A 23007-nucleotide genomic window follows, 5' to 3' on the forward strand; every position below is an offset into this window, starting at 1 on the left:
CTCTCGCTCCTTGATCAGGGTTTGACGGCTTGCTCCTTTTTGCCGTGTATCGACATGATCGTCTGCTGCAGCAGCGCGCAAGGGGTCTTCTTGCCGTTCTTGATGGCAAATACCTCGGCACGGGTGACGATCAGCGTGCGCCCGTAGCGAACTACCGATCCCTCGGCAATCAGCAACTGTCCGTCGGCAGGAGCCAGCAGGTTGAGCTTGTACTCGACGGTCAACACCTCGGTTTCGGCGGTGGTCAGCGTACTCGCGGCGTAGCCGGCTGCCGAATCGGCAATCATGCCGACCACACCGCCATGGACGTAGCCGTGTTGCTGCGTGATCTCGGGCTTGAACGGCAGGTGGATCTCGGTGTAGCCGGGCTCGACCACCGACATTACCGCGCCGATCAGCGTCATCGCCTCCTGGCGCGCAAAACTGGCGCGGACGCGTTCGGAAAAATGTGGGTCCTGGGCTTTGTGCATGGCCGCCGTGTGGAGTTTGAAGGGCATCTGGACGTTGCTGCCTGACCGTTCCAACGCAGGGCTGCTCGCAGCCGGATCGCGTGTAGAATGGTGCGCACTCGGAGCCTCCGCAAGCTGGCCCCTGAGGCGCGCAGTTTATACCCTTCAGAGCTTTTTACAATCCGCCCCCAGATGCTGCCAGATTACCCTTTCGCCACGCCGCCCGCTGCCGGGGAAACCTTTGAGGTTTCCCCGGGCATCCACTGGTTGCGGATGCCGTTGCCCTTCGCGTTGAACCACATCAATCTCTGGTTGCTCGAGGATGATGCCGGCTGGAGCATCGTTGACACCGGCTTCGCCCTCGATACGGTCAAGGCGTGCTGGCAGCAAATCCTCGCCCGACTACCTTCGACCCCGCTTGGCGGAAAGATCGCGCGCATCATCGTGACGCATTTCCACCCCGATCATCTCGGCCTTGCCGCCTGGTTGCAGGAGCAGACGGGGGCACCGGTGTGCATGACGCTCGGCGAATATCTGACTGCGCATGCGGTCTGGCACGAAGTCGGAGGGCACGGCAATCAGCCGATGCTGCAGCAGTTTCGCGCACACGGGCTCGATGCCGATCGCTGCGCCGCGCTGGAGCGGCGTAGCGGCGCCTACAACCGTGGCGTACCGAGTTTGCCGACGCACTACCAGCGCCTGTTTGGCGGTGACCGGATAGCCATCGGCGGACATCGCTGGCAAGTGCGCATCGGCTTCGGCCACTCGCCGGAACACGCCGCGCTGTACTGCGCCGAGCTCGGGGTGCTGATTTCCGGCGACATGTTGCTGCCGAAGATCTCGACCAATGTCAGTGTCTTTGCCGTTACGCCGCTGGCCGACTCGCTCGGCGACTATCTGCAGTCGATCGACCGTTATCGCGAACTGCCCACTGAAACCCTGGTCCTGCCCTCGCACGGCCTGCCATTCCACGGCATAGAGAATCGGGTCGATGCCCTGCATGCCCACCATCAGGAGCGCCTGCAGGTCCTCGAAGAGCACTGCAACACGCCGCGCAGCGCGGCCGAGTTGCTGATCACCCTGTTCCCCAGGGACCTCGACACGCATCAGACGATGTTCGCCATGGGCGAAGCGATTGCCCACCTGAACCGGCTTGAACACGCCGGACGGCTGCTGCGCCTGCAGGACGATCAGGGGCGGGTGCGTTTTGTCAGGAAAGCGGCCGCGGCGGCGGCCACCTGACGCGGCAGCCTTCGATCGGCATGCCGGCGCCCGCAAGCGAAGGAGAGGCAGGCCCCTTGCCGGCTCCGCTGGAGTCCGCAAGGAACTATGCGTCCATGGCGCAACACGCCTCGCGGCTGCTGGCCGGCTACCTGCAGCGCCTGACCCGGAATAGCCGTGTGGCCTTTTCGCCCGAGGGACTTGCGGTTGCCAAGGCCTGCATGGATCTCTCGGTGCGCTTGCTGGTCAATCCCTACCGTTTGGCACAGGCGCAAATGGAAGTCGTGCACGACCATCTGCTGTTGTGGCGACAGGCGATGCTGAAAGCCATGGGCATGCCGTCGCAGACACTCGCCGAACCCGATGGCGAAGACCCGCGCTTCAGCGATCCGGCATGGGAAGAGAACTACCTCCTGGACTTCATCAAGCAATCGTACCTGATCACGGCCCGTCACCTGCAGCAGACGATCGAACAGGTCGAGGGCCTGGATGAGGCCAGTCAACGCCAGGTGAGATTGCTCACGCAGCAATACCTTGACTCGCTGTCGCCAACCCATTTCATTCTGACCAACCCGGAAGTGCTGCACGAAACGCTGCACAGCAAGGGCCGCAACCTGGTCGATGGCTTGAAGATCCTGCTCGGAGAACGGGAAACCGGTGTCGCGTCGGGCGGTCCAGGTGCCGGGCCCGACGAGCGACGCCTCGTTGAATACTCCGCCAATCCCCGCGGAACAGTGATCTTCCGGAACCGGCTGATGCAGTTGCTCCAATTCGAGCCGACGACCCCCCGACATTACAAGATACCCCTGCTGCTGGTGCCGCCAAGCAGCAACCGGTATTACCTTCTGGACCTGCGGCAGGATGACTCCTTCGCTCGATGGACGAGCGAGCAGGGCTTCGCTACCTTCATGGTCAGTTGGCTGGATCCCGACGAGTCCGTCGCACGCACGACTTTCGAAGACTTCTGTACCGAAGGCGTGATGGCCGCGATCACGGCGGTCGAACAAGCCACGGGCGCGACGCGTGTCCATCTTGCAGGCTACTCCATCGGCGGCAACCTGGTGATGAGCACGCTCGCCAGTATGGCGGCAATCGACGACCAGCGTGCCGCTTCGGGAAGTTTTCTGGGGGCGATGATCGAGTTTCCGGATTTGGGCGAGTGCCGTGGCGCGGGTGGACCGGATGTCGCTCAAGTCACGGTGCCGTGCTATTTCTTTTCGAGCATCGACGACCACGTTTCGCCATGGCAGCGCAGTTACCGTGCTGCGCGCCTGCCGAGCGGGCCGATCAGGTTCGTTCTCGGGGGCTCGGGCATGTTTGCCGGCGTCGTCCTTCCACCTTCGGCCAGGCGGTATGGCTACTGGACCAATGAAGTCCTGCCGGAGACGCCGGACGATTTTCTCGCCGGCGCGGCCAAGCACCTGGGTTCGTGGTGGGACGACTGGCGGCAATGGCTGCTCGCGCAGCCGGAGGGCCATGTGCTGGTGCCGACAGACATGCCCGGCGACGCTGCACCCGGGATGCTCCAGGACAAGCTCCGTTGCCATCCCGATCCGCAGCAATGAACCGCTTGCCGGGCACGCACGGTCATGTCGTGCGCTGCGGCACGGTGGCACCCAGCGCTGTCGCTTGGCGTAGAATGGCTGGACCATGAGCACCACCCTCCTTCCTGACTATTGCGGCGGCAGCATCGTGAATCTGATGCAGAGCATCGCCACCGCCTGCGGCAGCACGCTTGCTCGTTATCCGCAATTAGCGACCTTGCCGGCAGCCACGCTGAGCAGGGCACGCCATGTGGTCCTGCTGGTCATCGACGGGCTGGGCCAGCGTACCCTGGCCCGACACATGGCCGCCAGCCCGCATCTGCATCAGCACCTGCTCGGCAGCATGACTTCGGTGTTTCCATCGACCACCGCCAGCGCCATCACGGCAATGATGACCGGCCTGGCTCCGGCGCAGCACGCTCTCACCGGCTGGCACATGCACCTCGACGAAATCGACCAGACTCTGGCCATCCTGCCGCTGCTGCCCCGCATGGGGCCTGTCCGCCTGCCCGCCAACGAGTTGCCGCCGAGACTTTTCGAACATGCGTCCCTGTTTCAGGGGCTCGACCGCGAGTCCTGGGTGGTGGCACCACAGAATATCGTCGGCAGCGCCTTCAACGCCTGGCACTCGCGTGCGGCCCAGACCAGGGCCTACGGTTCGCTCGACGAGATGTTTGCCTGTCTGGGCGAGCTGTTGCAGGAAACCGCAATACCACGTTATATCTACGCCTACTATCCGGACCTCGACAGTTATTCGCATCATTACGGAACCGACAGCCGACAGGCGGTGCACACGCTGGCCGCTTTCGATGACCTCTTCGGCGACTTCCTGCGGCGGGTGCGCGGTAGTCGCAGCTGGGTACTGGTTACCGCTGACCATGGTTTCATCGATTCGCCGCCGCGACGGGTGATCAGTCTCGACGACCATCCGCAGCTCGGCGATCTGCTGCTGCGTCCCCTTTGCGGAGAGCGCCGGGTCGCCTATTGTTACGTTGCGCCGGACAAGCGACCGGCTTTCGAAGCTTATGTCCGCCGGCATCTCGCACGCGCGGCGCACCTCTATGCCAGCGACCGGTTGATCGCTGCCGGCTGGTTCGGTCCCCCGCCGTATCATCCGCGCCTGTCGTCCCGAGTCGGCGACTACACGCTGGTGATGAAGGACAACTGGACGATCAAGGACTGGTTGCCAGGCGAGAAGCACTTTGCCATGCTCGGCGTCCATGGCGGCATCAGCGCCAGCGAAATGCGCGTCCCGCTGGTAGGCCTTCTGGCCTAGCAGCGGCTGCCGGCATCGCGCACGCGCTTCATTCCAATGAGAGTACACCAATGGCCAACGACAACACCAAGAGCGCACAAACCGATCGTCTGATTGCCGACGCCGTGCGCAATCGCCTTGGCCGCGAGGCGGGTTACCGTGAACAGGCACTCAAGATCTACCCGTGGATCTGTGGACGCTGCGCCCGCGAATTCACGCACCAGAACCTGCGCGAACTGACCGTGCATCACCGCAACCACAATCACGACGACAATCCCAGTGACGGCAGCAACTGGGAACTGTTGTGCCTCTACTGCCACGATAACGAACACTCGCGACAACTCGACGCCGAAGCCGCGCGCCGGAGCGGCATCCACTCGCTTGGCGCGTCGACCAGGGCTGCGGCGACGGCACAGCCATTTGCCAACCTGAAAGACCTCCTGAAACGCCGTTAACGGTCATGGCCGTTTCCAGGCTGCGCTGCCGCCTTGCGGCGCACAGCGTGTGGACTCAAAAGCACAGAATGAACAGTCAATACAACTTCAGCATCCTCGAAGACATCGCCAGCGATCTTTCCGGCGAGGTGATTTCCTTTCCGATCTTCCTCGACATCACCTTCCAGGTGCGTAACGCACTGCGGAAACCCGACCTGACCATCGAACAACTGGGTACGGTAGTCAGCGCCGAACCCTTGATGAGCACCAAGATCATCCGCCTGGCAAACTCGGCGGCGATCAACCGCTCCGGGCGGCCCATCGTCGACATCAACAGTGCGATTGCACGTATCGGCATGGAGGCCGTACGCACCGTCTCCTTCGCCGTCGCCATGGAGCAACTGCTCAGTTCGAAGAAGATGGCGCCGTTTGAAGCGCTGTCGCGTCGGCTGTGGGAGCACACCATGCACGTGGCCGCCCTGTCGCGCGTATTGGCTCGCCGACTGACCCGGGTACATCCTGACGAAGCGATGTTTGTCGGACTGGTCCACGATATCGGTGTCTTTTACCTGCTCTCACGGGCAGCGAACTTCCCTGAACTGGTCGACGACCCGGCCGAGTTGCATCAGTTGCTGGTCCAGTGGCACGACAGTATCGGGCACGCACTGCTGGCGGCCATGGGGTTGCCGGAAGAGATCCTGGTGGTGGTGCAGGAGCATGAGATGGAGCGTAGCGTAGCTAGCCCGACGACGCTCGCCGAGGTGCTCTTCGTCGCCGACAAGCTGGCCAATGTACAGCACGCGTGGCGGGATCCCACGCTCTGCGAGCCGGTCGACGCCAGCATTCTGTTTGAGTTGTTTGACGCCGAAGGGCTGAGCACGCTGCTTGTCGAGTCGGCCGAAGACGTTGCCTCTCTGAAAAGCGCTCTGGGTACTTGAAGCCGTGGCGCGGCAGGCCTGATCCTGGCCGCGTCCGAACCATGCCGACTACAGGCGCCGGATCTTGTCGAGCAGCGCACTGGTCGAGGTCTGGTGAATGAACGGCAAGGACAGTACCCGTCCCCCCCAGTTGGTGACTTCACGGTTGCCGACGATTCGCTCGATTGGCCAGTCGCCACCCTTGACCAGAATCTCCGGCCGGCAATCGAGGATCCGTTGCAGCGGTGTATCCTCGTCGAACCAGGTGACCAGCGACACCGATTCGAGAGCGGCGATCACCGCCAGTCGATCAGACAGGGTGTTTACCGGACGGTCGTCGCCCTTGCCAAGGCGCCTGACCGAGGCATCGGCGTTTAGCGCCACGACCAGCGACGCACCAAGCGCACGCGCCTCGGCGAGAAGGGTGACATGACCGCGGTGCAGAAGGTCGAAGCAGCCGTTGGTAAACACCAGTGGGCGTGGCAGGACGAGCAGGCGCGGTGCGATCTCGCCGGGGGCAATGATCTTGCTTTCGAAGGCCGGCAGGCCGGTCGATGATCGGGACATGGTATGGGGCATGCCTCATTCGGCGAAGAACGCTCATCGTACCGGTTCCCGAAACGCGGGCCAAGCGCTGTTTGCGCATCCGATCGGTCATTGCCAGGCGGCCCCCCGGGGTGGCGAAAATTGCGAGCACGCACGCGCAGTTCATTTTTCGGTATCGTTAGATCCGTCAATCGTACTCCGAGGACCGACCGATGCGTCGTCATTACCCGTTGCACGTCCATATCTCGACGCTGTTTCTGGCGCTGATCCTGCTCGTCTGCGGCGTCCTCGGAGGCATAGGCTACCAGCTCAGCTCGGACCTGCTGGCCGCGTCCGCCGCCGACCTGACCACCCGCATCAGCCGTGAAGCGCTGCTCGAAATGGAACACATCATCGAACCGGCGGAGGTGGCCACCCGCCTGCTGAGCCTGCAACGGGTGACCACTGCCACTTCCCTCAAGGAACGTCTCGACAGCGTCGAATTTCTGCGCGAGGCGCTAGACAGCTCTGCGGCGCTGTCGTCGCTCTATGTCGGCTACGACAATGGCGACTTCTTCCTCGTCGGCCGTGTCGGGCAGGGCAGTGAAGCCGAGGCCTCGCGAGTACCGGTCGGCGCCAGCTACGTCGTTCAGAGCATCGAGCGGGCGGGCGCCGCGGCGCGTGGCCGCTTCATCTATCTCGACGCCAGGCTGAAGATCCTGCGCGCCGACGACCGCCCGGACTACGCTGCCGCCTACGATCCCCGGCAGCGGCCCTGGTTTCAGCAGGCGCTGACAGCGTCGACACAGGTCAAGACACCGCCTTATCTGTTCTACTCCAGCCGCAAGGTCGGCACCACCCTGGCCAACCGTGCTGGTGGTGGACACGCGGTGGTGGGCGCGGACATCCTGCTGCATACCCTGGGTATGATACTGGCTACCCGGAAGGTGACCCCGGGCAGCGAGATGGTGCTGGTCAATTCACAAGGTTACGTTCTGGCCTTCGAAGACCTCGACCGGATGGTGATGGCGTCTCCCGAGAGCGATGCCGCTCCCAAACTGGCGCGGCTTGACGAACTCGGCGTGCCGGCGCTGGTGTCGCTCATGGAAACGGTGAGAAACATGCCTGGCCAGGCTGCCCAGAGCCTGCGCGTCAAAGTTCGGGACGACGGTTGGCGGGTCTCGGTCAACCCGCTGTTGCTCGAAGGCGTGCCGCCGTTGTATCTGGTCACCGCGATTCCCGAGAGCGAGTTGATGGCCGGAGCACTGCAACTGAGACAGCACTCGGCGGTCGCCACGCTGGTCGTCCTGCTGATCACGATCCCGTTGACCTGGCTGCTGGCGCGCAGCATCGCGCGTTCGTTGGGCAGCCTGGCCGACGAAGCCGAGGCGATCCGTCACTTCGAGTTCACACAGCCGATCAAGCTTGAGTCTTCGATCAAGGAAGTCAGCGAACTCGCGCAGACCATGGACAGCATGAAACGAACGATTCATCGCTTTCTCGACATCAGCCACGCCGTCGCCGCGGAACAAAACTTCGACCGCCTGTTGCCGCGACTGCTCGTGGACACGCTCTCGGCATCCGGAGCGCGCGCCGGCATCCTTTACCTCGCCGAAGAAACGCAACTGAAGCCGGCAGCGGCGCTCGATGAGACCGGGTCGGCATGGGCTGGCGAATTGCCCGCGCTTGAAATCTCGAACAGCGGGCCATTGCTCGGTGCCGCCCTCAGCGATGGCAGCGCACGCGCCGAACGGCTCCGGCCCGATGACATCAGATGCCTGGGACTCGCGACCGCTGATCTGTCCGGGGCAACGCACGCGATTGCCCTGCCGCTGCTCAATCGGCAGACCGAACTGGTCGGGGCGATGGTCCTGCTCTGCGACAGCGCAACCGACAGCAGCCGTCTGAGCTTCGTCAAGGCGCTGTCCGGGTCGGCGGCGGTATCACTCGAAAGCAAGGCGCTGATCAAGGCCCAGAAGGACCTCTTCGAAGCCTTCATCAAGTTGATCGCCGCAGCAATCGACGCCAAGAGCCCGTACACCGGCGGCCATTGCAAACGCGTCCCTGAACTCACCGAGATGCTGGCCGACGCCGCCTGCGAGGCGAGCAGCGGACCCTTCCAGGGCTTTCAGTTGAGCGAAGACGAAAGGGAGGCGCTACACGTCGCCGCCTGGCTGCATGACTGCGGCAAGGTGACTACCCCCGAATACGTGGTGGACAAGGCCACCAAGCTGGAAACGATCCATGACCGTCTCCACGAGGTACGGATGCGCTTCGAAGTGCTCAAGCGTGAAGAGGAAATACGTTGCCTGCAAGCGATTGCCGACGGCGGCGATGAACCCTCGCTGCGCGCCGGGCTCGCTGCCGAATTGCTGCGCATCGACGACGACTTTGCCTTCATTGCCAACTGCAACGAAGGCGGCGAATTCATGGCGCCGCAGAAAATCGAGCGCCTGCAGGTGATCGCCAGGCGCACCTGGTGGCGCACACTCGATGACCGTATCGGTATTTCCGAGGAGGAGAAGCTGCGCAAGGCGCGCACACCACCTGCCTTGCTGCCGGTCGCCGAACCGCTGCTGGCCGACAAGCCCGAGCACCTCTTCCCGAGACGCCCACAGGATCAAATGCCGGCAGACAACCGCTGGGGGGTTCGCATGGCCGTTCCGACGCTGCTCTACAACCGCGGCGAACTTTACAATCTCGCGGTCGAGCGCGGCACATTGTCGGAAGAAGAGCGCTACAAAATCAACGAGCACATCGTGCAGACGCTGGTCATGCTCTCGCAATTGCCTTTCCCCAAACACCTTCGAAAAGTCCCTGAAATCGCTGGTGCTCACCATGAGAAGATGGATGGCAGTGGCTATCCCTGTAAACTCCGGCGAGAGGAAATGCCCCCGGTGGCGCGGATGATGGCCATCGCCGACATTTTCGAAGCGCTGACGGCCATCGATCGCCCCTACAAGAAAGGCAAGACCCTGTCCGAAGCGCTCGCCATCATGAGCAGGATGCAGCAGGAGCAGCATATCGATCCAGAACTCTTCGACCTCTTTCTGAGTTCAGGCGTATACGACAAGTACGCCAGGAAACGCATGCGCCCCGAGCAAAGGGATGTGGACCACGAAAACCTGATCATCGGCAAGCAGCGTCCGCACCCGACTGTCTGAAGCGATACCTTTGCGTCCTGCACCCCCTGGGGCGCAGCGGCTTCTCGTTACGTAGGCAAGCTGGTCGATGCAGCGGCGCGTCCGCAGGAGCCCCGACGGCGCGCCACTGTCAGGATACTTTACAACCGCAGCCGCGCGTTCGGAAGCTGTAACAGCAGACCCAGGCTAAGCCGCTGATGAATAAACACTGTTTATATCAAGGCATAGTCCTTGCTTAGATTGGTCTGGCCGCGCTGGCAAGCCCCCAAGCATTCGTCGTTGCCGTGGTGGCCGCCGCAGACCGCAGCGGCGCGCTCCGCTCGCCCGCAGTGCCCCCACGGGAATACGGCAACCCTTTGCTTTTAAATCTTTCTGTACCGACCATCCGATGGGGTCAAGAAGCATCCGGTCACCTGGAAGCGAAGCACCTAAACAACGGCAAGGCCGCAATCCGGCCCATTGCCCCGGTCAACCGCTGAAGTTTTGCATCAAATTTTTTGTTCTACCACCGAATGGATATTGTCAGTTTTATACCCTCGCAAGCGGACATCGCTTCGTCACCTCCTCCTGGCCTCCGCTGATCCCACCATTGCTCACTCTCCTTCTCTCCCCACATGAACACGAAAATCTGCGTCAAGTGCAAACAAGAAAAACCCGTACTGGAGTTTCACAGGAACTCACGGAGCACGGATGGTAAGGAGTGCAACAAGGCGCAAGCCCTGGCGCACATCAAGGCTGAAAAGGCCAGGCGGGCTCTGCTACGAGCTGCCAGGAAATGCGTCGCCGGCGAGTCATCAGGGAAATAAGGGAAACATTGTCGCGACAGGATCACTCCGCTTCCGGCGATGCGCGCGTTTCACCGCACAGGCACCAGTACCGGGGGTTACCAAAAGTGATCTTGAGTTGGTCAATGAACAAGCGCACCCGCAAGGGCAAGTGCCGTCGCTGCGGAAAAACCGCGTAGATGCCGACGGCTGGTGCGGCGTAATCGTCGAGCACGGAAACCAGCAGGCCATGGCGCAGATCGTCGCCGACTTCCCACATCGATCGCCAGGCCAGACCCTTGCCGGCCAGTGCCCAGGCATGCAACACGGCGCCGTCGTTGCACTCGAAAGTTCCCGAAACCTTGATATTCGCCACTTCTCCACCCGGCGTCTGACGTAGTGCCCAGCCACGCTGCTGGCCAAGGGACAGGCAGTTGTGGGTCGCCAGTTCGGCCGGCGTACGTGGGACGTGGTGCGCTGCAAGGTAAGCGGGACTGGCGACCACGACCCGGTGCATCTCGCCGAGCTTGTTGCTCGCCAGGCTCGAATCGGCCATTTCGCCGATGCGTACGGCACAGTCCACCCCCTCGTTGAGCAGATCGACCAGACGATCCGTCAGATCGAGCCGTACCGTGATATCGGGATTGGCGAGCATGAAGGCCGCTACTTGCGGCGCCACATGACGGCGCCCGAAACCTGCGGGGGCAGACACCTTGAGATGACCACTGGCGCGAATGCCGCCGAGCGAAACCGCCGCTTCGGCGTTTGCCAGGTCGTTGAGAATCCGTTGACAGTCCTCGAGAAATGCCTGTCCTTCGAAAGTCAGCGACAGTTTGCGCGTCGAGCGCAGCAGCAGCTTGACGCCCAGGCGTGCCTCAAGGGCATCTAGACGGCGCCCGATCACCGCCGGGGTAATCCCTTCAAGCTGTGCCGCGGCCGAAAGACTGCCACGTGTTGCCGAGTTGACGAACGCTTCGAATTGCTTGATGTGATCCACTGGTTTATTCGATACCTGAAGTAAAAGATCAATTGATTTTAATCGATCTTATCTTCTATTACGGCATTTAATAAGATCCTTGCACCGCACCATAACCCATCGCCAGGAGCCATCACATGAGCCTCACGCTGCCCGCCGGAATGCAGATCAGCGCGCCGATCCAAGCCGGTTACGAAACCATCCTCACCCCCGCAGCGCTGGCTCTGGTCGCCAAGCTGCACCGCGCTTTCGAAGGTCGCCGTCAGGAATTGCTGCAAGCACGGATCGCCCGCCAGGCGCGCATCGACGCCGGCGAGATGCCCGACTTCTTGCCGGAAACGCGGCACATCCGCGAAGGCGACTGGAAGATTTCCCCGTTGCCGAAGGCTCTTGAACGCCGCCGTACCGAAATCACCGGACCGGTCGAAGCGAAAATGATCATCAACGCCTACAACTCGGGCGCCGATTCGTACATGAGCGACTTCGAGGACTCCAACAGCCCGAAGTGGGACAACCAGATCCAGGGCCAGATCAACCTCTACAAGGCGATCCGCCGCCAGCTTTCCTTCATCAACGAGGCCGGTAAGGAATACACCCTCAACGACAAGATCGCCACACTGCAAATACGGCCGCGCGGTTGGCACCTGGACGAAAAACACGTCACCGTTGACGGACAACGCGTTTCCGGCGGCATCTTCGACTTCGCGCTGGTCTTCTTCCACAACGCCCACGAACAGATAGCGCGCGGTGCAGGCCCCTTCTACTACCTGCCGAAGATGGAGTCGCATCTCGAAGCGCGTCTGTGGAACGACATCTTAATCATGGCCCAGGAGCACATCGATCTGCCGCGGGGAACGATCAAGGCCACGGTGCTGGTCGAGACGATCCTCGCCACCTTCGAGATGGAGGAAATTCTCTACGAACTGCGCGACCACTCTGCCGGCCTCAACGCCGGCCGCTGGGACTACATCTTTTCATGCATCAAGAAGTTCAAGACGAACGCGGATTTCTGCCTCGCCAACCGCGGGGCAATTACCATGGAAGTCCCCTTCATGCGCAGCTACGCCCTGCAGTTGGTCAAGATCTGCCACAAGCGCGGGGCGCCGGCGATGGGTGGCATGAGTGCCCTGATTCCGATCAAGAACGATCCGGTAGCCAATGAAAAGGCGCTCGCCGGTATCCGCCACGACAAGACGCGCGATGCCAATGACGGTTTCGACGGCGGTTGGGTGGCCCACCCAGGCCTGGTCTCGATTGCCGGCGAGGAGTTTCAGAAAGTGCTCGGCGAGCGCCCCAACCAGTGGGAGAAACAGCGCGACGAATCGTTTACCGCCGCCGACTTCCTCAACTTCCAGCCTTCGCAACCGATCACCGAAGCCGGCGTGCGCAACAACATCAACGTCGGCATCCACTACCTGGGTAGCTGGCTGGCCGGCAACGGTTGCGTGCCCATCCACAACCTGATGGAAGACGCCGCCACTGCCGAGATCTCGCGCTCACAGGTCTGGCAGTGGGTGGTGTCCCCGAAAGGCGTTCTCGACGACGGCCGCAAGGTCACCGCCGAGATGGTCCGCGGCATGATCGCCGAGGAACTGCTCAAGGTGAAAGCCACAGTCAGTGCCCAGGGTGAAGATACCGCGACCTACGATCAGGCGGCGGTCATCTTCGACAGGATGTCGCTGACCCCGGAATACCCCGAGTTCCTGACCCTGCCGTTGTACGAGGCGATGGACTGACGGATCTTCCCCACACCCGTAAAATAACGAACAAGGCTAGATCGTGCGAACCCACGATCTGAATCGTTTGCTGGACGAAGCCGCTGCGCGGAGGAAGCAGCGGCGCCGTAGTCGTGCTGAAGTCAAGATGTGACCTCGCTCCTCAACCGAGGGATATTCATGACGAACGCGAGGTTACCGCAAGATGGAAGACATGTCCGCTGTCGCAGCGTCGATTTTTGACAGGAACTACGAACTGCATCAGAAGCACCTGAAGCTCAAGGGCTTGCAGCCGGACGATCGACGCGTAAGCGGTCAGTAAGAAGTCTTTCGTGTTTCTAGGAACGTATTTGCCTGGCTTGGAGCCTCTGAAGATCGAAGAACTTACCCGATAGCGCTTATTCGCGCACCATCCGCTGGGTGGGATACTATTTCGATCATCAGATCGACGATCTGACAGGCGGTCCCTCAACCGGGAGGCCGTACAGGCTTCAGCTGTCGCCCAGGCGCAGAGTACCTGCTGATGCGTTTCCGATAGTTTGCGGGGGGCGCCACTCCGCGGCAGGTCGCGCAGCCCGATGAACTCTCTGGCCAGCCAGGCATCCCTGTGGTTGGCTACGGTTTCCTTGTGGAGCTTCTGCTGTATCGCCACTCCGTCAAGGGATCCTCCTTCAGACAGGAGAGGTACGGTTCGGGCTCGCCGGCGTTCGCGCCAGTCACTGCCTTGCTCCGCTACCGGCCTCAATTGCTGGCGTTCTTCTGTTGTGAGGGTCAGCGTTTTGGCTCTACTGGCTGGAAATGCACTCCTCGTTCAGGCTCATACCACGTTGGACAAGGCTCACTCTAGGCCTGAAGCAGCGCTTCGATATACAATTGCAGGTTATGATGCTCAACATCCACCTCACCGGGACAAGCAAGACGCAACTGATTGACCCCATCTCCGGCAACAAAGTCGGCTCCGGTGGGGAGCCGCCGGTTACGCCGACGGCTGGTATGGCGGCGCACCCGTCGATCCCCCCGAGGCGTTCACCCGCTTCAATCGCCATCCCGGCTATGAAGAAGTGCTGATACTTAAGCCGGCGGCCGAGCGCCCGAAGTTCGCCAATCCTTTCTTCCGCACGCACGAAGGCGTTGCCTGCGCCACCTCGCGTGTCGACGGCCGCGAATACATCAACTTCTCCAGCCACAATGACCTCGGTCTTTCAGGCCACCCGGCGGTCAACCAGGCCGCGAGAAAAGCTATTGACCGCTACGGCACATCGGTCTCGGCCAACCGCTTGGTGACTGTCGAGCGGCCAGTTCAGCGCGAACTCGAAGAAGCTTTGGCCCACCTTTACGAGGTTGAGGACTGTATCTTCTTCGTCAGCGGCCTTGCCACCAACGTAAGTACCAGCGGTGACCTCTTCGGGCCAAAGGACTGGGTTATCCACAACAGCGTGCTCGAAGGCATCAAGCCCTCAGGTAGCGCTCGCCGTTCATTCCAGCACAACGACACGTCGGCTCTCTACCAGATCTTCGCCGGGATCCGCTGCCAGTTCAAGCACGTGCCCATCGTCGCCGAAAGCCTCTACAGTATAGGCTGCGACATTCCCGACCTGCCGGTGCTCTTCGCTCTCAAGCGTCGCCACAAGGACTTCCTCATGGTGAATGAGGCGCATTCCATCGGCATGATCGGTGAATCCGGGCGGTGCATCTGTGAGCATTACGGCATGGCCGGCAAGGACGTTGACGTCTGGATGGGCACGCACAGCAAGACTCTGGCCGGGTGTGGTGGCTACATCGCGGGTGAAAGAGCGATGGTCGAGCAACTCAGGTATGCGGCCCCCGGTATTGTCGACAGCGTCGGCATGGCGCCACCGCTGGTTGCGGCTTCACTCGAAGCGCTGAACATCCTGCTGACGGAACCCGAACGAGTATCGAGATTTCGTCAGCGAGCTAGTTTTTTTTCAGTTGGCCGGTTCGGCAGGCATCGATACAGGTTATTCTGCCGGGCACGTCGTGATCCCTGCCTTTGTCGACAGTTCGCTCAAGGCAACCAAATTGTCCAATCAGCTATTCGATGCCGACATCAATGTACAGCCGATCATTTATCCCGCCGTCGAGGAAAACCTGCGCACTTGAGGTTTTTTATTTCAGTGATGCACACGGAGCAGGAAATACGGTAAGCGGTCAGTAAGAAGTCTTTCGTGTTTCTAGGAATGTATTTGCTTGGCTAGTAGCTTCGGAAGATCGAAGAACTTATGCGAGAGCGCTTACGCGGTTTCTGCCATTAAAAAGAAATAGTCATATTTTGGGTAATTGCATAATTCATGACATCTCAATGCGAGACCTGTCACTGCGGCAACAAGGAAAATCGGAAATCATTATGTTCTTAGTCTTTCGGAGGCTAAGTCTGGCCCTTGGTGGCTTGGCACTTGTCGTGTCTGTAGCGGGCTGTGCCAGCTTCCCCGATTGGCTTTCCGCCGCCGGACCCAGCCGAGAGCAGGTACGTGCAGAACGCGATACCGGTAGTATTGACGGCATCCAGGTTGTGGATGTTAACGATGCGCTCGCCAGAAGACTTTCGGAAAGCAAGAAACTTGGCCAGTTTGTCGATGTTTTCCCAAATAGTGGCACCAACAATTACGGGATTGGACCTGGAGACATCATCGAGGTGTGGGTCTGGGAAGCGCCACCCGCCATGCTCTTCGGAGGCTTCGTGTTGGACGCGAAATCCGGCCCGACGACACAGCGTGCCGCGACCTTGCCCGAGCAGATGGTCACGCCGGATGGTGCGATCACCATGCCGTTTGCTGGCAGAGTGCCGGTGAAGGGCCGAACAACGCAGGAAATCGAGGCAGATATCGTCAAGCGCCTCACTGGCAAGGCAAACCAGCCGCAGGTGCTCGTGCGCGTGATCAAGAACAACACCTCGAACGTCACGGTGGTGGGTGAGGTTAACACCAGTACTTTGATGCCGTTGACCGCGAAAGGCGAACGCTTGCTCGATGCCCTTGCTGCAGGGGGTGGAGTGAAGCAACCCATCAACCGCATGGCGATTCAGCTTTCTCGTGAAAAGGTCACGGCCAGAATGCCCCTCGACTCTGTCATAAGTGATCCGCAGCAGAATGTCCTGCTTAAGCCTGGTGATGTTGTCAGTGCCCTCTTCCAACCTCAGAGTTTCTCGGTCCTGGGAGCAACAGGCAAGAACGACGAGGTCCCATTCGAAGCCCAGGGGATCTCGTTAGCCCAGGCCTTGGCGCGTTCTGGCGGCCTGAACGACAGTCGTGCCGATGCGCGGGGGGTTTTCGTGTTCAGGTTCGAGGATGCGAAGTTGGTCGATGTCCGGGGTACGACAGCCGCGGCGACCAATGGCACGGTGCCGGTGGTTTACCAGATCAATCTGCGCGATCCGGCGTCGATCTTCGTGATACAGAACTTCCCGGTCCAGAATCGTGATGTGATTTATGTTTCGAATTCGCCAGAAGCGGAATTCAATAAATTCTTGAGGCTCGTGATCTCGGTTGCCGTGCCTAGCGCAACCATCAACAGTGCTTTGCATTAACACGATAAAGCAAGGGGGAATTCGATTTTGCTCCTTGCCTTCATTCAGACGGTGAGAATGCGCAGTTCCTTATCGATTACTATTTCAGTCTGGCAGGCAATATTCTTGCGCGAGGCACTGGATCGCCTTTTTGGCGTGCGGGCCGCATGGCTGTGGTTGCTGGTTGAGCCCGTCTTCCATATCGGTTTTATTGCGACCATCTTCACGGCACTTCGCATGCGTACCGTCGGAGGAGTCGACGTGGCGGTATGGATCATCGTCGGGATGCTTGGTTTCTTCCTGTTTCGACGTACGGCCATTCAGGTCATGTATGCCATTGATTGCAATCGCCCCCTGTTTGCCTACCGTCAGGTCAAACCCTTCGATACGGCCATTGTGCGGGGTGGCCTGGAAGCTTTCCTGATGGCGAACATCTCGCTGGTCATTCTGACTGGGGCTACATTACTGGGCCGCGAGACACTTCCCAGTGACCCACTTTTGGCGATGACGGCAGCTGCGGGACTTTGGCTCTTCGGCGTGGGATATGGCCTCGTGGCTTCGGTGTTGATGGAACTCGTTCCAGAATCCGAACATATCCTTAATATTCTCATGCTTCCCTTATATCTGATTTCCGGCACGATCTGGCCCATTTCGAGCATCCCCTCGCCCTATCGTGATATGCTGATGATCAACCCGATCGTGCATGGTCTCGAAGCAATCCGCTTGGGGTTTGTTCCTTACTACCACGTTGTACCTGGTTATAGCTTGGGATACCTGTACTCATTTGCGATTGTCAGTATTTTCCTGGGGCTGTTGTTGTATCGACGCTTTGCGCTACGCTTGGTGATGGAATGATCATTGTCGAGGACGTTCACAAGCGTTACAAAACCGAGCATGGCGTTGGCAAGTGGGTGTTGCAGGGGATCAGCCTGACAATCCCGCCACACTTGAACGTTGGATTGATCGGAATCAACGGCGCAGGCAAGTCTACCCTTTTGCGCATCATTGGTGGCGCCGATTATCCGACCAAAGGGCGAGTCGAACGGCGGTGCAGAGTCTCCTGGCCGATCGGGCAGGGGGGGCTGGAGGGTACACTAACAGGTCGGCAGAACGCGAAGTTCGTCTGCCGAGTGCATGGCCATCAGGAGGATTTATCGGATCGACTGGCCTTCATCCAGGATTTCTCTGAGTTGCGAGAGTCCTTCGATGAACCGGTAAGCACCTATTCGACAGGCATGCGTTCGCGATTGCAGTTCTCCCTTTCGCTGGCCTTCGACTTTGACGTTTACATCTCGGATGAGGTGACCGCGGCGGGGGACGCTTCGTTCCGCCAAAAGGCCGCTGCCGCATTCAGGGACATGGCAGATCGTGCCGGCCTGATCATGGTGGCTCATGACGAAGGGACGCTGAAGGAATTCTGTCAGTCGGGGATATGGATCACCGAAGGAAATGCGCGCTGGTTCGACCAGATTGATGACGCATTGAAGGCGTACAAGGAAAGTTTTGCTAGATGAAAAGCGCTGTACAAGACTTTTTGAGGAGTGTCCGAGGAGGATTGGCGAAGGCACGTGACCGTGTGTCGGAATCCATTCTCTCCATTACGCTATTCCGCCAGGCGGTGCGCTTGACCGTTGTTTTGGCAGTAGTGGCGTCGGTATACTGGCTGATGATCGCTTCGGACCGGTATGTTTCAGAAGCCAATGTAATTATTCAGAAAACCGAGTTGGTCAGCGGTCCAGTTGTCGATATTACATCTCTGATCGGGGTTGGCGGTGCGGGAGGCGCCATCCGCCCTGACCAGCTATTGCTGCGCGAATACCTGCTCTCGGTGGATATGCTCAAGAGTCTTGATGCCACTCTCGACCTGCGCTCGCACTACAGCGACTGGCGTCGTGACCCCATCGCTCGCATGTGGTTCAAGGATGCCTCAATGGAGTGGTTCCATCGCTACTATCTGTCGCGGGTCAGTGTTGAATTTGACGATTACGCCGGGGTCCTCCGGATCAAGGTTCAGGCGTACGAACCCGAAGTAGCCAATGCAATTGCCAGCATGCTGGCTCAGGAGGGTGAGCGCTATATGAACCAGATCGGCCATGAACTGGCCGAGACACAGGTGAAGTTTCTTACCACGCAAGTAACGTTGGCTCAGGAGCGCTTTCGTCAGGCAAGCCAAGCCTTGCTCAACTTCCAGAACAAGAAGGGCCTGGCGTCACCGCAAGCGACGGCGGAAAGCATCATTGCCATTATCGCCAAGCTGGAAGCGCAGCGAACCGACCTCCAGACCCAATTGGCTTCTCTGCCCGCTAGCCTTGAAAGGAATCACCCGAATATCTTGATGCTCAAGCGGGCCATTGAGGCTGTGGAGCGACAGATATTGCAGGAGCGGGCCAGGCTGGCGTCGACGTCCGGCAAGACGCTCAACTATACCGTCGAGGAGTTCGAGCGTCTAAAAATGAATGTGAGTTTCACCCAGGATATCTACAGGACAGCTCTAATTGGGCTCGAAAAGGGGCAGATCGATGCAACCCGAACGCTCAAGAAGGTTTCACTGCTGCAGGCACCGACCTTCCCGGAATACCCTATGGAACCGAGGCGTATCTATAACACGGTAGTGACCCTGCTCCTTGCTACCATGATCGCGGGCATACTGAAGTTGCTGGAAAGTGTGGTGCGAGATCATGTCGATTGACTATAACGAGGCGTGTCTATGACTTCCGAATTTCTTACGCAGGGTGAAGCAGGAAATGACGCTTCCGAAGTGCGGATCAAGGATCTGGAAGAGGAAAATGAACTGTTGCTTTCGCAGCTTCATCAGATCCAGGAAGATCTGGAATGGAATTTCTGGCAAGGTAAAACTCGCGATTCAACCTATTCAGCCGCTCCGCAGAGAATAGCTTGGGTAGCCGATGAACTGCCGGAGGTTGTAGCAGAAAATCTTCGTTTGCGCACCATCCTGGAAGTACAGAAGCGAACGCACGACGTTGTGGCGCGCAATGCCTTGAATGTCAAGGTTGGCGATGTGCTGATTCAAGGAGTCGAGTCTCCGGCAGGTCTGTTGAGGATTCCGGGCAAGCTTGGGCGCCTATGGCGTGAGTCGAATCGGCAGAAGCCTCCCGATGTTCTAGGCGGGCAATCCTATGGCAAACTCATCGAAACATATCGCGCGGGAGGCGTTGCAGCGGTGGATGCACTGCTGACTTCCGCATCGGTTTCACCGGGTCTGCAGGCGAATGCGCTGACAGCCCTGGCCCGCAGCTTGGTGCATGTCGAGGCAGATCAGGCCGCAGAGTTTGCCAGGAAAGCTTACTCGATTGACCCCCGTGCCTTCCGGCTTAAGTGGCTAGCCTTCAGGCTGCATGAGGCAGGGGAAGTGATCGAAGCGGAAGCGGTGCTGGAGACACTGCCCCCACATGTCAAATTCAGCGATTCGGAAGCTCGACAGGCAAGCCGTCTGCGTTATGAAGCGAAACAAGCCCGCCTCCATGCGGCGAAGCAGGAGACCGAATATACGGAGCGGCGCGCCCAGTTGGCGCAACAGTGGAGCAACCTGGCACAAGAGCGAGACGAGCAGACACAGCTCGCGGCTGAGCGCAGTCGAAAGATCGACGCGTTGCAGACGGCGCAGACTCAATTGGAACAGGAAAAATCGGCGCTCTCCGGGCGGCTGGACGAACAGGCGCAGCTCACTGCGGTACGCAGTCGTGAGATTTACGCGCTGCAGGCGGCACGGACCCAACTGGAACAGGAAAAGGCCGCGCTCTCCAGGCGGTTCGACGAAAAGACGCAACTCGCGGCGGCGCGCAGTCGCGAGCTCAATGCGCTGCAGGCGGCACAGGCCCGACTGGAACAGGACAAGGCGGCGCTCTCCGGGCGGCTGGACGAACAGGCGCAGCTCGCGGCGGCACGCAGTCGCGAGCTCGACGCGCTGCAGGCGGCACAGGCCCAACTGGAGCAGGACAGGGCGGCGCTTTCTTGGCGTCTCGGCGAACAGACGCAACTCACTGTGGCGCGCAGTCGCGAAGTCGAAGCGCTGCAGGTGGCACAGGCCCGACTGGAACAGGACAAGGCCGCGCTCTCCGGGCGGCTAGACGAAAAGGCGCAATTCGCGGCGGCGCGCAGTCGCGAGGTCGAAGTGCTGCAGGCGGCACAGGCCCAACTGGAACAGGATAAAGACAACGCTCTCCGGGCGGCTCGACGAACAGACACAACTCTCTGCGGCACGCGGTCGTGAGCTCGAAGCACTGCAGGCGGCGCAGGCCCAACTGGAACAGGATAAGACAACGCTCTCCGGGCGGCTCGACGAACAGACACAACTCACTGCGGCACGCGGTCGTGAGCTCGAAGCACTGCAGGCGGCACAGGCCCAACTGGAAAAGGAAAAGGTCGCACTCGACCGGGGCGGCTCGACGAGCAGACGCAACTCACTGCGGCACGCAGTCGTGAGCTCGAAGCACTGCAGGCGGCACAGGCCCAACTGGAAAAGGAAAAGGTCGCACTGACCGGGCGGCTCGACGAGCAGACGCAACTCGCGGCGGCACGTAGTCGTGAGCTCGAAGCACTGCAGGCGGCGCAGGCCCAACTGGAACAGGAAAAGACGGCGCTCTCCGGGCGGTTCGACGAACAGACACAACTCACTGCAGCGCGCAGTCGTGAGCTCGACGCGCTGCAGGCGGCGCAGACCCGACTGGAACAGGAAAAGGTCGCACTGACCGGGCGGCTCGACGAGCAGACGCAACTCGCGGCGGCACGCAGTCGTGAGCTCGACGCGCTGCAGGCGGCACAGGCCCAACTGGAACAGGAAAAGGCCGCGCTCTCCGGGCGACTGGGCGAACAGTCGCAGCTCGCGGCAGAGCGGTCAAAGCAGCTAAGCGACTTGCAGCAACAGATTCAAAGCCGCAAAGCCGCAGAGTCTGAACTCTCCACCCGCCAGCAGGGCCTGCAGGAAGAACTCATCAAGGCCGAAGCACAACTTGATCTCATCAAGGATCTGTTCCTCCGAGATGAGGGGCTATGAACACTACCTCCTCTGGAAGCCGACGCCGTGTATCGCCTCCCAATAATTCGGTTGATGTCGGCGAAGCGCAACCTGAACAGGTGGTTGTTCCGTATGACGAGAACCTGCTTGAGCGTGCACGCACTCAATGGCAATTCGGCGATTGGCAGAGCCTGACGAGGCTCGACCGCGACACCTTGCTACATCATCCGGATCGCGCCAAGCTCGCCTTGCTCGCCGCCGCCGGCCAGCTTCAGGCTGGCGGCGTGGGGCTTGCCCGCCAATTCATACGCCTGGCGCAGGATTGGGGCTGCAGTCACAAGTTGCTCACCCAAATTCTTGCCGCGGGTGTGCATAACAGCCTTGGCCGAGCCTATGCCCATGGAGGTAGTTACGAGCGCGCCTACAACCATTTCGAGAAAGCGATTCGCCTTGGATCTGCTGGCAGTGATGTCCGTTTAATGACGCAAGCGCGCGCTGGCGAGCAGTTTTCGCAACTTCGCCTGAAGCCCCCAAAGGACTCAGTGGGCGTGGCATCGGCCAATAGCACACGGCTCAATACCCCGGTACCACTCAGTGTGCAGCCAGCGTTACGCGATTCCCCGATCTCCGTCGAGATGTTCTTTTCGGAGCACGATGGTGATCGAGCAAAGTCACTGGAAGGTTTGCAGAAGTCGCTAGCGCGTTTGTCGTCGGCAGGAAATCTGCCAGATGTCGCTTGGGGCAGTGCCGAGCATAGAAACAAAACGTTCTTTTTTGTTCACCTTTCAGGTGACTATATACCTGCGAAGATTGCGGAGAAGAAGCAGTTCTACGAATCACCATTTCTCAATCTTCTCGCCCGTCTGCACCATCCGGGAAGACTGATTGTCGACGGTGGCGCAAACATCGGCAATCATAGTGTTTTCTTCGCCGGCGTAATCGGCGCGCCAGTAATTGCATTTGAGCCGCAGCCGCATAACTTCGAACTGCTTCTTGCCAATGTTCGACTGAATCGTCTCGAAGCTAAGGTCGATGTTCGTAATGTAGCTATTGGTGACCGGTCAGGGGGCATCGAGTTGGTGCAGGTATTGCAGGGTAACTCTGGATCTTTTACTGCCGATCCAAGTTTTCTTCAAAGAACCGAGGGGACGGGGACTTCTCTTGATAAGTTCGAAGCAAATCTCTCGACGCTCGATGAGGAACTTGCAAACTTCAGGGATTCCATATCGATCATCAAGCTCGATCTGGAGGGAATGGAGCTTTCCGCGTTGCAAGGTGCAAGGCGAATTATCATGGAGAGCATGCCGGTGATTGCCGTCGAGTGCTTTACCAGATCCCAATATTTGCACATCAAGGAATTTCTGGCTCCTTACGATTATTTCGTCATCGATTCCACCAATGCCACGCCAACATTCATCTTCCTGTCCCGTAAGAGTCCGCACCATCAGGAAATGCTTTCGCGATACCTGGAGATGTCGTCGATAGGCAAGTTTTCCACAAACCAGTCATTTAACGAAACGACAGCATGATAAACAAAGGAATAAACAACAGTCGACGACTGACGCG

The 23007-nt window shown here is 59.7% G+C and carries 17 protein-coding genes and 1 pseudogene; 15 read left to right on the plus strand and 3 right to left on the minus strand.

Going from position 1 to position 23007, the window contains the following annotated elements; all coding sequences use genetic code 11:
* Positions 1-14: 14 nt before the first annotated feature.
* The gene (locus AC15MQ_RS19850; RefSeq protein WP_287654250.1) at positions 15-497 is read right to left on the minus strand and encodes a PaaI family thioesterase; all 483 of its coding nucleotides are present in this window, start codon (positions 495-497) and stop codon (positions 15-17) included.
* Between the two features lie 144 nt (positions 498-641).
* On the opposite strand from AC15MQ_RS19850, the gene AC15MQ_RS19855 reads away from it, so the two are divergent.
* The 5 genes from AC15MQ_RS19855 to AC15MQ_RS19875 all read left to right on the plus strand — a co-directional run bounded on the left by AC15MQ_RS19855 (position 642) and on the right by AC15MQ_RS19875 (position 5841).
* Complete coding sequence (locus AC15MQ_RS19855; protein ID WP_483081088.1) at positions 642-1691, plus strand: MBL fold metallo-hydrolase; 1050 nt, start codon at positions 642-644, stop codon at positions 1689-1691.
* Between the two features lie 95 nt (positions 1692-1786).
* Positions 1787-3235 (plus strand): hypothetical protein, encoded by a 1449-nt coding sequence (locus tag AC15MQ_RS19860; protein WP_483081089.1) that lies wholly within the window; start codon positions 1787-1789, stop codon positions 3233-3235.
* A gap of 85 nt (positions 3236-3320) precedes the next feature.
* Positions 3321-4490: an alkaline phosphatase family protein gene (locus AC15MQ_RS19865; protein ID WP_287654253.1), complete on the plus strand. Its 1170-nt coding sequence runs from the start codon at positions 3321-3323 to the stop codon at positions 4488-4490.
* Between the two features lie 50 nt (positions 4491-4540).
* Positions 4541-4924, plus strand: a complete 384-nt coding sequence (locus AC15MQ_RS19870) for a YajD family HNH nuclease (RefSeq protein WP_332337263.1) — start codon at positions 4541-4543, stop codon at positions 4922-4924.
* Between the two features lie 68 nt (positions 4925-4992).
* Positions 4993-5841, plus strand: coding sequence for an HDOD domain-containing protein (locus AC15MQ_RS19875; protein ID WP_287664022.1), 849 nt, complete (start codon positions 4993-4995; stop codon positions 5839-5841).
* Positions 5842-5889: 48 nt separating this feature from the next.
* Here AC15MQ_RS19875 and AC15MQ_RS19880 read toward each other — a convergent pair whose 3' ends face one another.
* Positions 5890-6387 carry an adenylyltransferase/cytidyltransferase family protein gene (locus tag AC15MQ_RS19880; RefSeq protein WP_332337261.1) on the minus strand — a complete coding sequence of 166 codons (498 nt, stop codon included), beginning with the start codon at positions 6385-6387 and terminating at the stop codon, positions 5890-5892.
* Positions 6388-6578: 191 nt separating this feature from the next.
* On the opposite strand from AC15MQ_RS19880, the gene AC15MQ_RS19885 reads away from it, so the two are divergent.
* Positions 6579-9509 carry an HD domain-containing phosphohydrolase gene (locus AC15MQ_RS19885; protein WP_483081090.1) on the plus strand — a complete coding sequence of 977 codons (2931 nt, stop codon included), beginning with the start codon at positions 6579-6581 and terminating at the stop codon, positions 9507-9509.
* Positions 9510-10316: 807 nt separating this feature from the next.
* Here AC15MQ_RS19885 and AC15MQ_RS19890 read toward each other — a convergent pair.
* Positions 10317-11249 (minus strand): LysR family transcriptional regulator, encoded by a 933-nt coding sequence (locus tag AC15MQ_RS19890; RefSeq protein ID WP_483081091.1) that lies wholly within the window; start codon positions 11247-11249, stop codon positions 10317-10319.
* A gap of 116 nt (positions 11250-11365) precedes the next feature.
* Here AC15MQ_RS19890 and aceB point away from each other — a divergent pair, with 116 nt between their 5' ends.
* The 9 genes and pseudogenes from aceB (at position 11366) to AC15MQ_RS19935 (ending at position 22970) form a co-directional block, all read left to right on the plus strand.
* Positions 11366-12964 carry a malate synthase A gene (gene aceB / locus AC15MQ_RS19895; protein ID WP_483081092.1) on the plus strand — a complete coding sequence of 533 codons (1599 nt, stop codon included), beginning with the start codon at positions 11366-11368 and terminating at the stop codon, positions 12962-12964.
* A 914-nt stretch (positions 12965-13878) separates the two neighbouring features.
* A pseudogene (locus AC15MQ_RS19900) lies at positions 13879-15108 on the plus strand (aminotransferase class I/II-fold pyridoxal phosphate-dependent enzyme); the annotation flags it as partial.
* Positions 15109-15263: 155 nt separating this feature from the next.
* On the plus strand, positions 15264-16487 hold the full coding sequence (locus AC15MQ_RS19905) for a polysaccharide biosynthesis/export family protein (protein ID WP_483081093.1): 1224 nt from the start codon (positions 15264-15266) through the stop codon (positions 16485-16487).
* A gap of 57 nt (positions 16488-16544) precedes the next feature.
* Positions 16545-17321 (plus strand): ABC transporter permease, encoded by a 777-nt coding sequence (locus AC15MQ_RS19910; RefSeq protein WP_287654262.1) that lies wholly within the window; start codon positions 16545-16547, stop codon positions 17319-17321.
* Complete coding sequence (locus AC15MQ_RS19915) at positions 17318-17980, plus strand: ABC transporter ATP-binding protein (protein ID WP_287654263.1); 663 nt, start codon at positions 17318-17320, stop codon at positions 17978-17980. Before AC15MQ_RS19910 ends, AC15MQ_RS19915 begins: the two co-directional genes overlap by 4 nt.
* Complete coding sequence (locus tag AC15MQ_RS19920) at positions 17977-19155, plus strand: KpsE/RkpR family capsule polysaccharide export protein (RefSeq protein ID WP_287654264.1); 1179 nt, start codon at positions 17977-17979, stop codon at positions 19153-19155. The genes AC15MQ_RS19915 and AC15MQ_RS19920 overlap by 4 nt, the downstream gene beginning before the upstream one ends.
* A gap of 18 nt (positions 19156-19173) precedes the next feature.
* Positions 19174-20697, plus strand: coding sequence for a hypothetical protein (locus AC15MQ_RS19925; RefSeq protein ID WP_483081094.1), 1524 nt, complete (start codon positions 19174-19176; stop codon positions 20695-20697).
* 642 nt (positions 20698-21339) lie between these two features.
* Complete coding sequence (locus tag AC15MQ_RS19930; RefSeq protein ID WP_483081095.1) at positions 21340-21480, plus strand: hypothetical protein; 141 nt, start codon at positions 21340-21342, stop codon at positions 21478-21480.
* The gene (locus AC15MQ_RS19935; protein ID WP_483081096.1) at positions 21477-22970 is read left to right on the plus strand and encodes an FkbM family methyltransferase; all 1494 of its coding nucleotides are present in this window, start codon (positions 21477-21479) and stop codon (positions 22968-22970) included. Before AC15MQ_RS19930 ends, AC15MQ_RS19935 begins: the two co-directional genes overlap by 4 nt.
* The last annotated feature ends 37 nt before the right edge of the window (positions 22971-23007 follow it).

The sequence above is a fragment of the Candidatus Accumulibacter propinquus genome, assembly GCF_056856495.1.

Excerpts from the sequence above, each read along its gene's own strand:
- AC15MQ_RS19865 (WP_287654253.1), top strand. The coding sequence starts at position 3,321 with ATGAGCACCACCCTCCTTCCTGACTATTGCGGCGGCAGCATCGTGAAT.
- aceB (WP_483081092.1), top strand. The coding sequence starts at position 11,366 with ATGAGCCTCACGCTGCCCGCCGGAATGCAGATCAGCGCGCCGATCCAA.
- AC15MQ_RS19920 (WP_287654264.1), top strand. The coding sequence starts at position 17,977 with ATGAAAAGCGCTGTACAAGACTTTTTGAGGAGTGTCCGAGGAGGATTG.
- AC15MQ_RS19870 (WP_332337263.1), top strand. The coding sequence starts at position 4,541 with ATGGCCAACGACAACACCAAGAGCGCACAAACCGATCGTCTGATTGCC.
- AC15MQ_RS19910 (WP_287654262.1), top strand. The coding sequence starts at position 16,545 with ATGCGCAGTTCCTTATCGATTACTATTTCAGTCTGGCAGGCAATATTC.
- AC15MQ_RS19850 (WP_287654250.1), bottom strand. The coding sequence starts at position 497 with ATGCCCTTCAAACTCCACACGGCGGCCATGCACAAAGCCCAGGACCCA.
- AC15MQ_RS19905 (WP_483081093.1), top strand. The coding sequence starts at position 15,264 with ATGCGAGACCTGTCACTGCGGCAACAAGGAAAATCGGAAATCATTATG.
- AC15MQ_RS19860 (WP_483081089.1), top strand. The coding sequence starts at position 1,787 with ATGGCGCAACACGCCTCGCGGCTGCTGGCCGGCTACCTGCAGCGCCTG.
- AC15MQ_RS19880 (WP_332337261.1), bottom strand. The coding sequence starts at position 6,387 with ATGTCCCGATCATCGACCGGCCTGCCGGCCTTCGAAAGCAAGATCATT.
- AC15MQ_RS19855 (WP_483081088.1), top strand. The coding sequence starts at position 642 with ATGCTGCCAGATTACCCTTTCGCCACGCCGCCCGCTGCCGGGGAAACC.
- AC15MQ_RS19915 (WP_287654263.1), top strand. The coding sequence starts at position 17,318 with ATGATCATTGTCGAGGACGTTCACAAGCGTTACAAAACCGAGCATGGC.
- AC15MQ_RS19885 (WP_483081090.1), top strand. The coding sequence starts at position 6,579 with ATGCGTCGTCATTACCCGTTGCACGTCCATATCTCGACGCTGTTTCTG.
- AC15MQ_RS19925 (WP_483081094.1), top strand. The coding sequence starts at position 19,174 with ATGACTTCCGAATTTCTTACGCAGGGTGAAGCAGGAAATGACGCTTCC.
- AC15MQ_RS19875 (WP_287664022.1), top strand. The coding sequence starts at position 4,993 with ATGAACAGTCAATACAACTTCAGCATCCTCGAAGACATCGCCAGCGAT.
- AC15MQ_RS19935 (WP_483081096.1), top strand. The coding sequence starts at position 21,477 with ATGAACACTACCTCCTCTGGAAGCCGACGCCGTGTATCGCCTCCCAAT.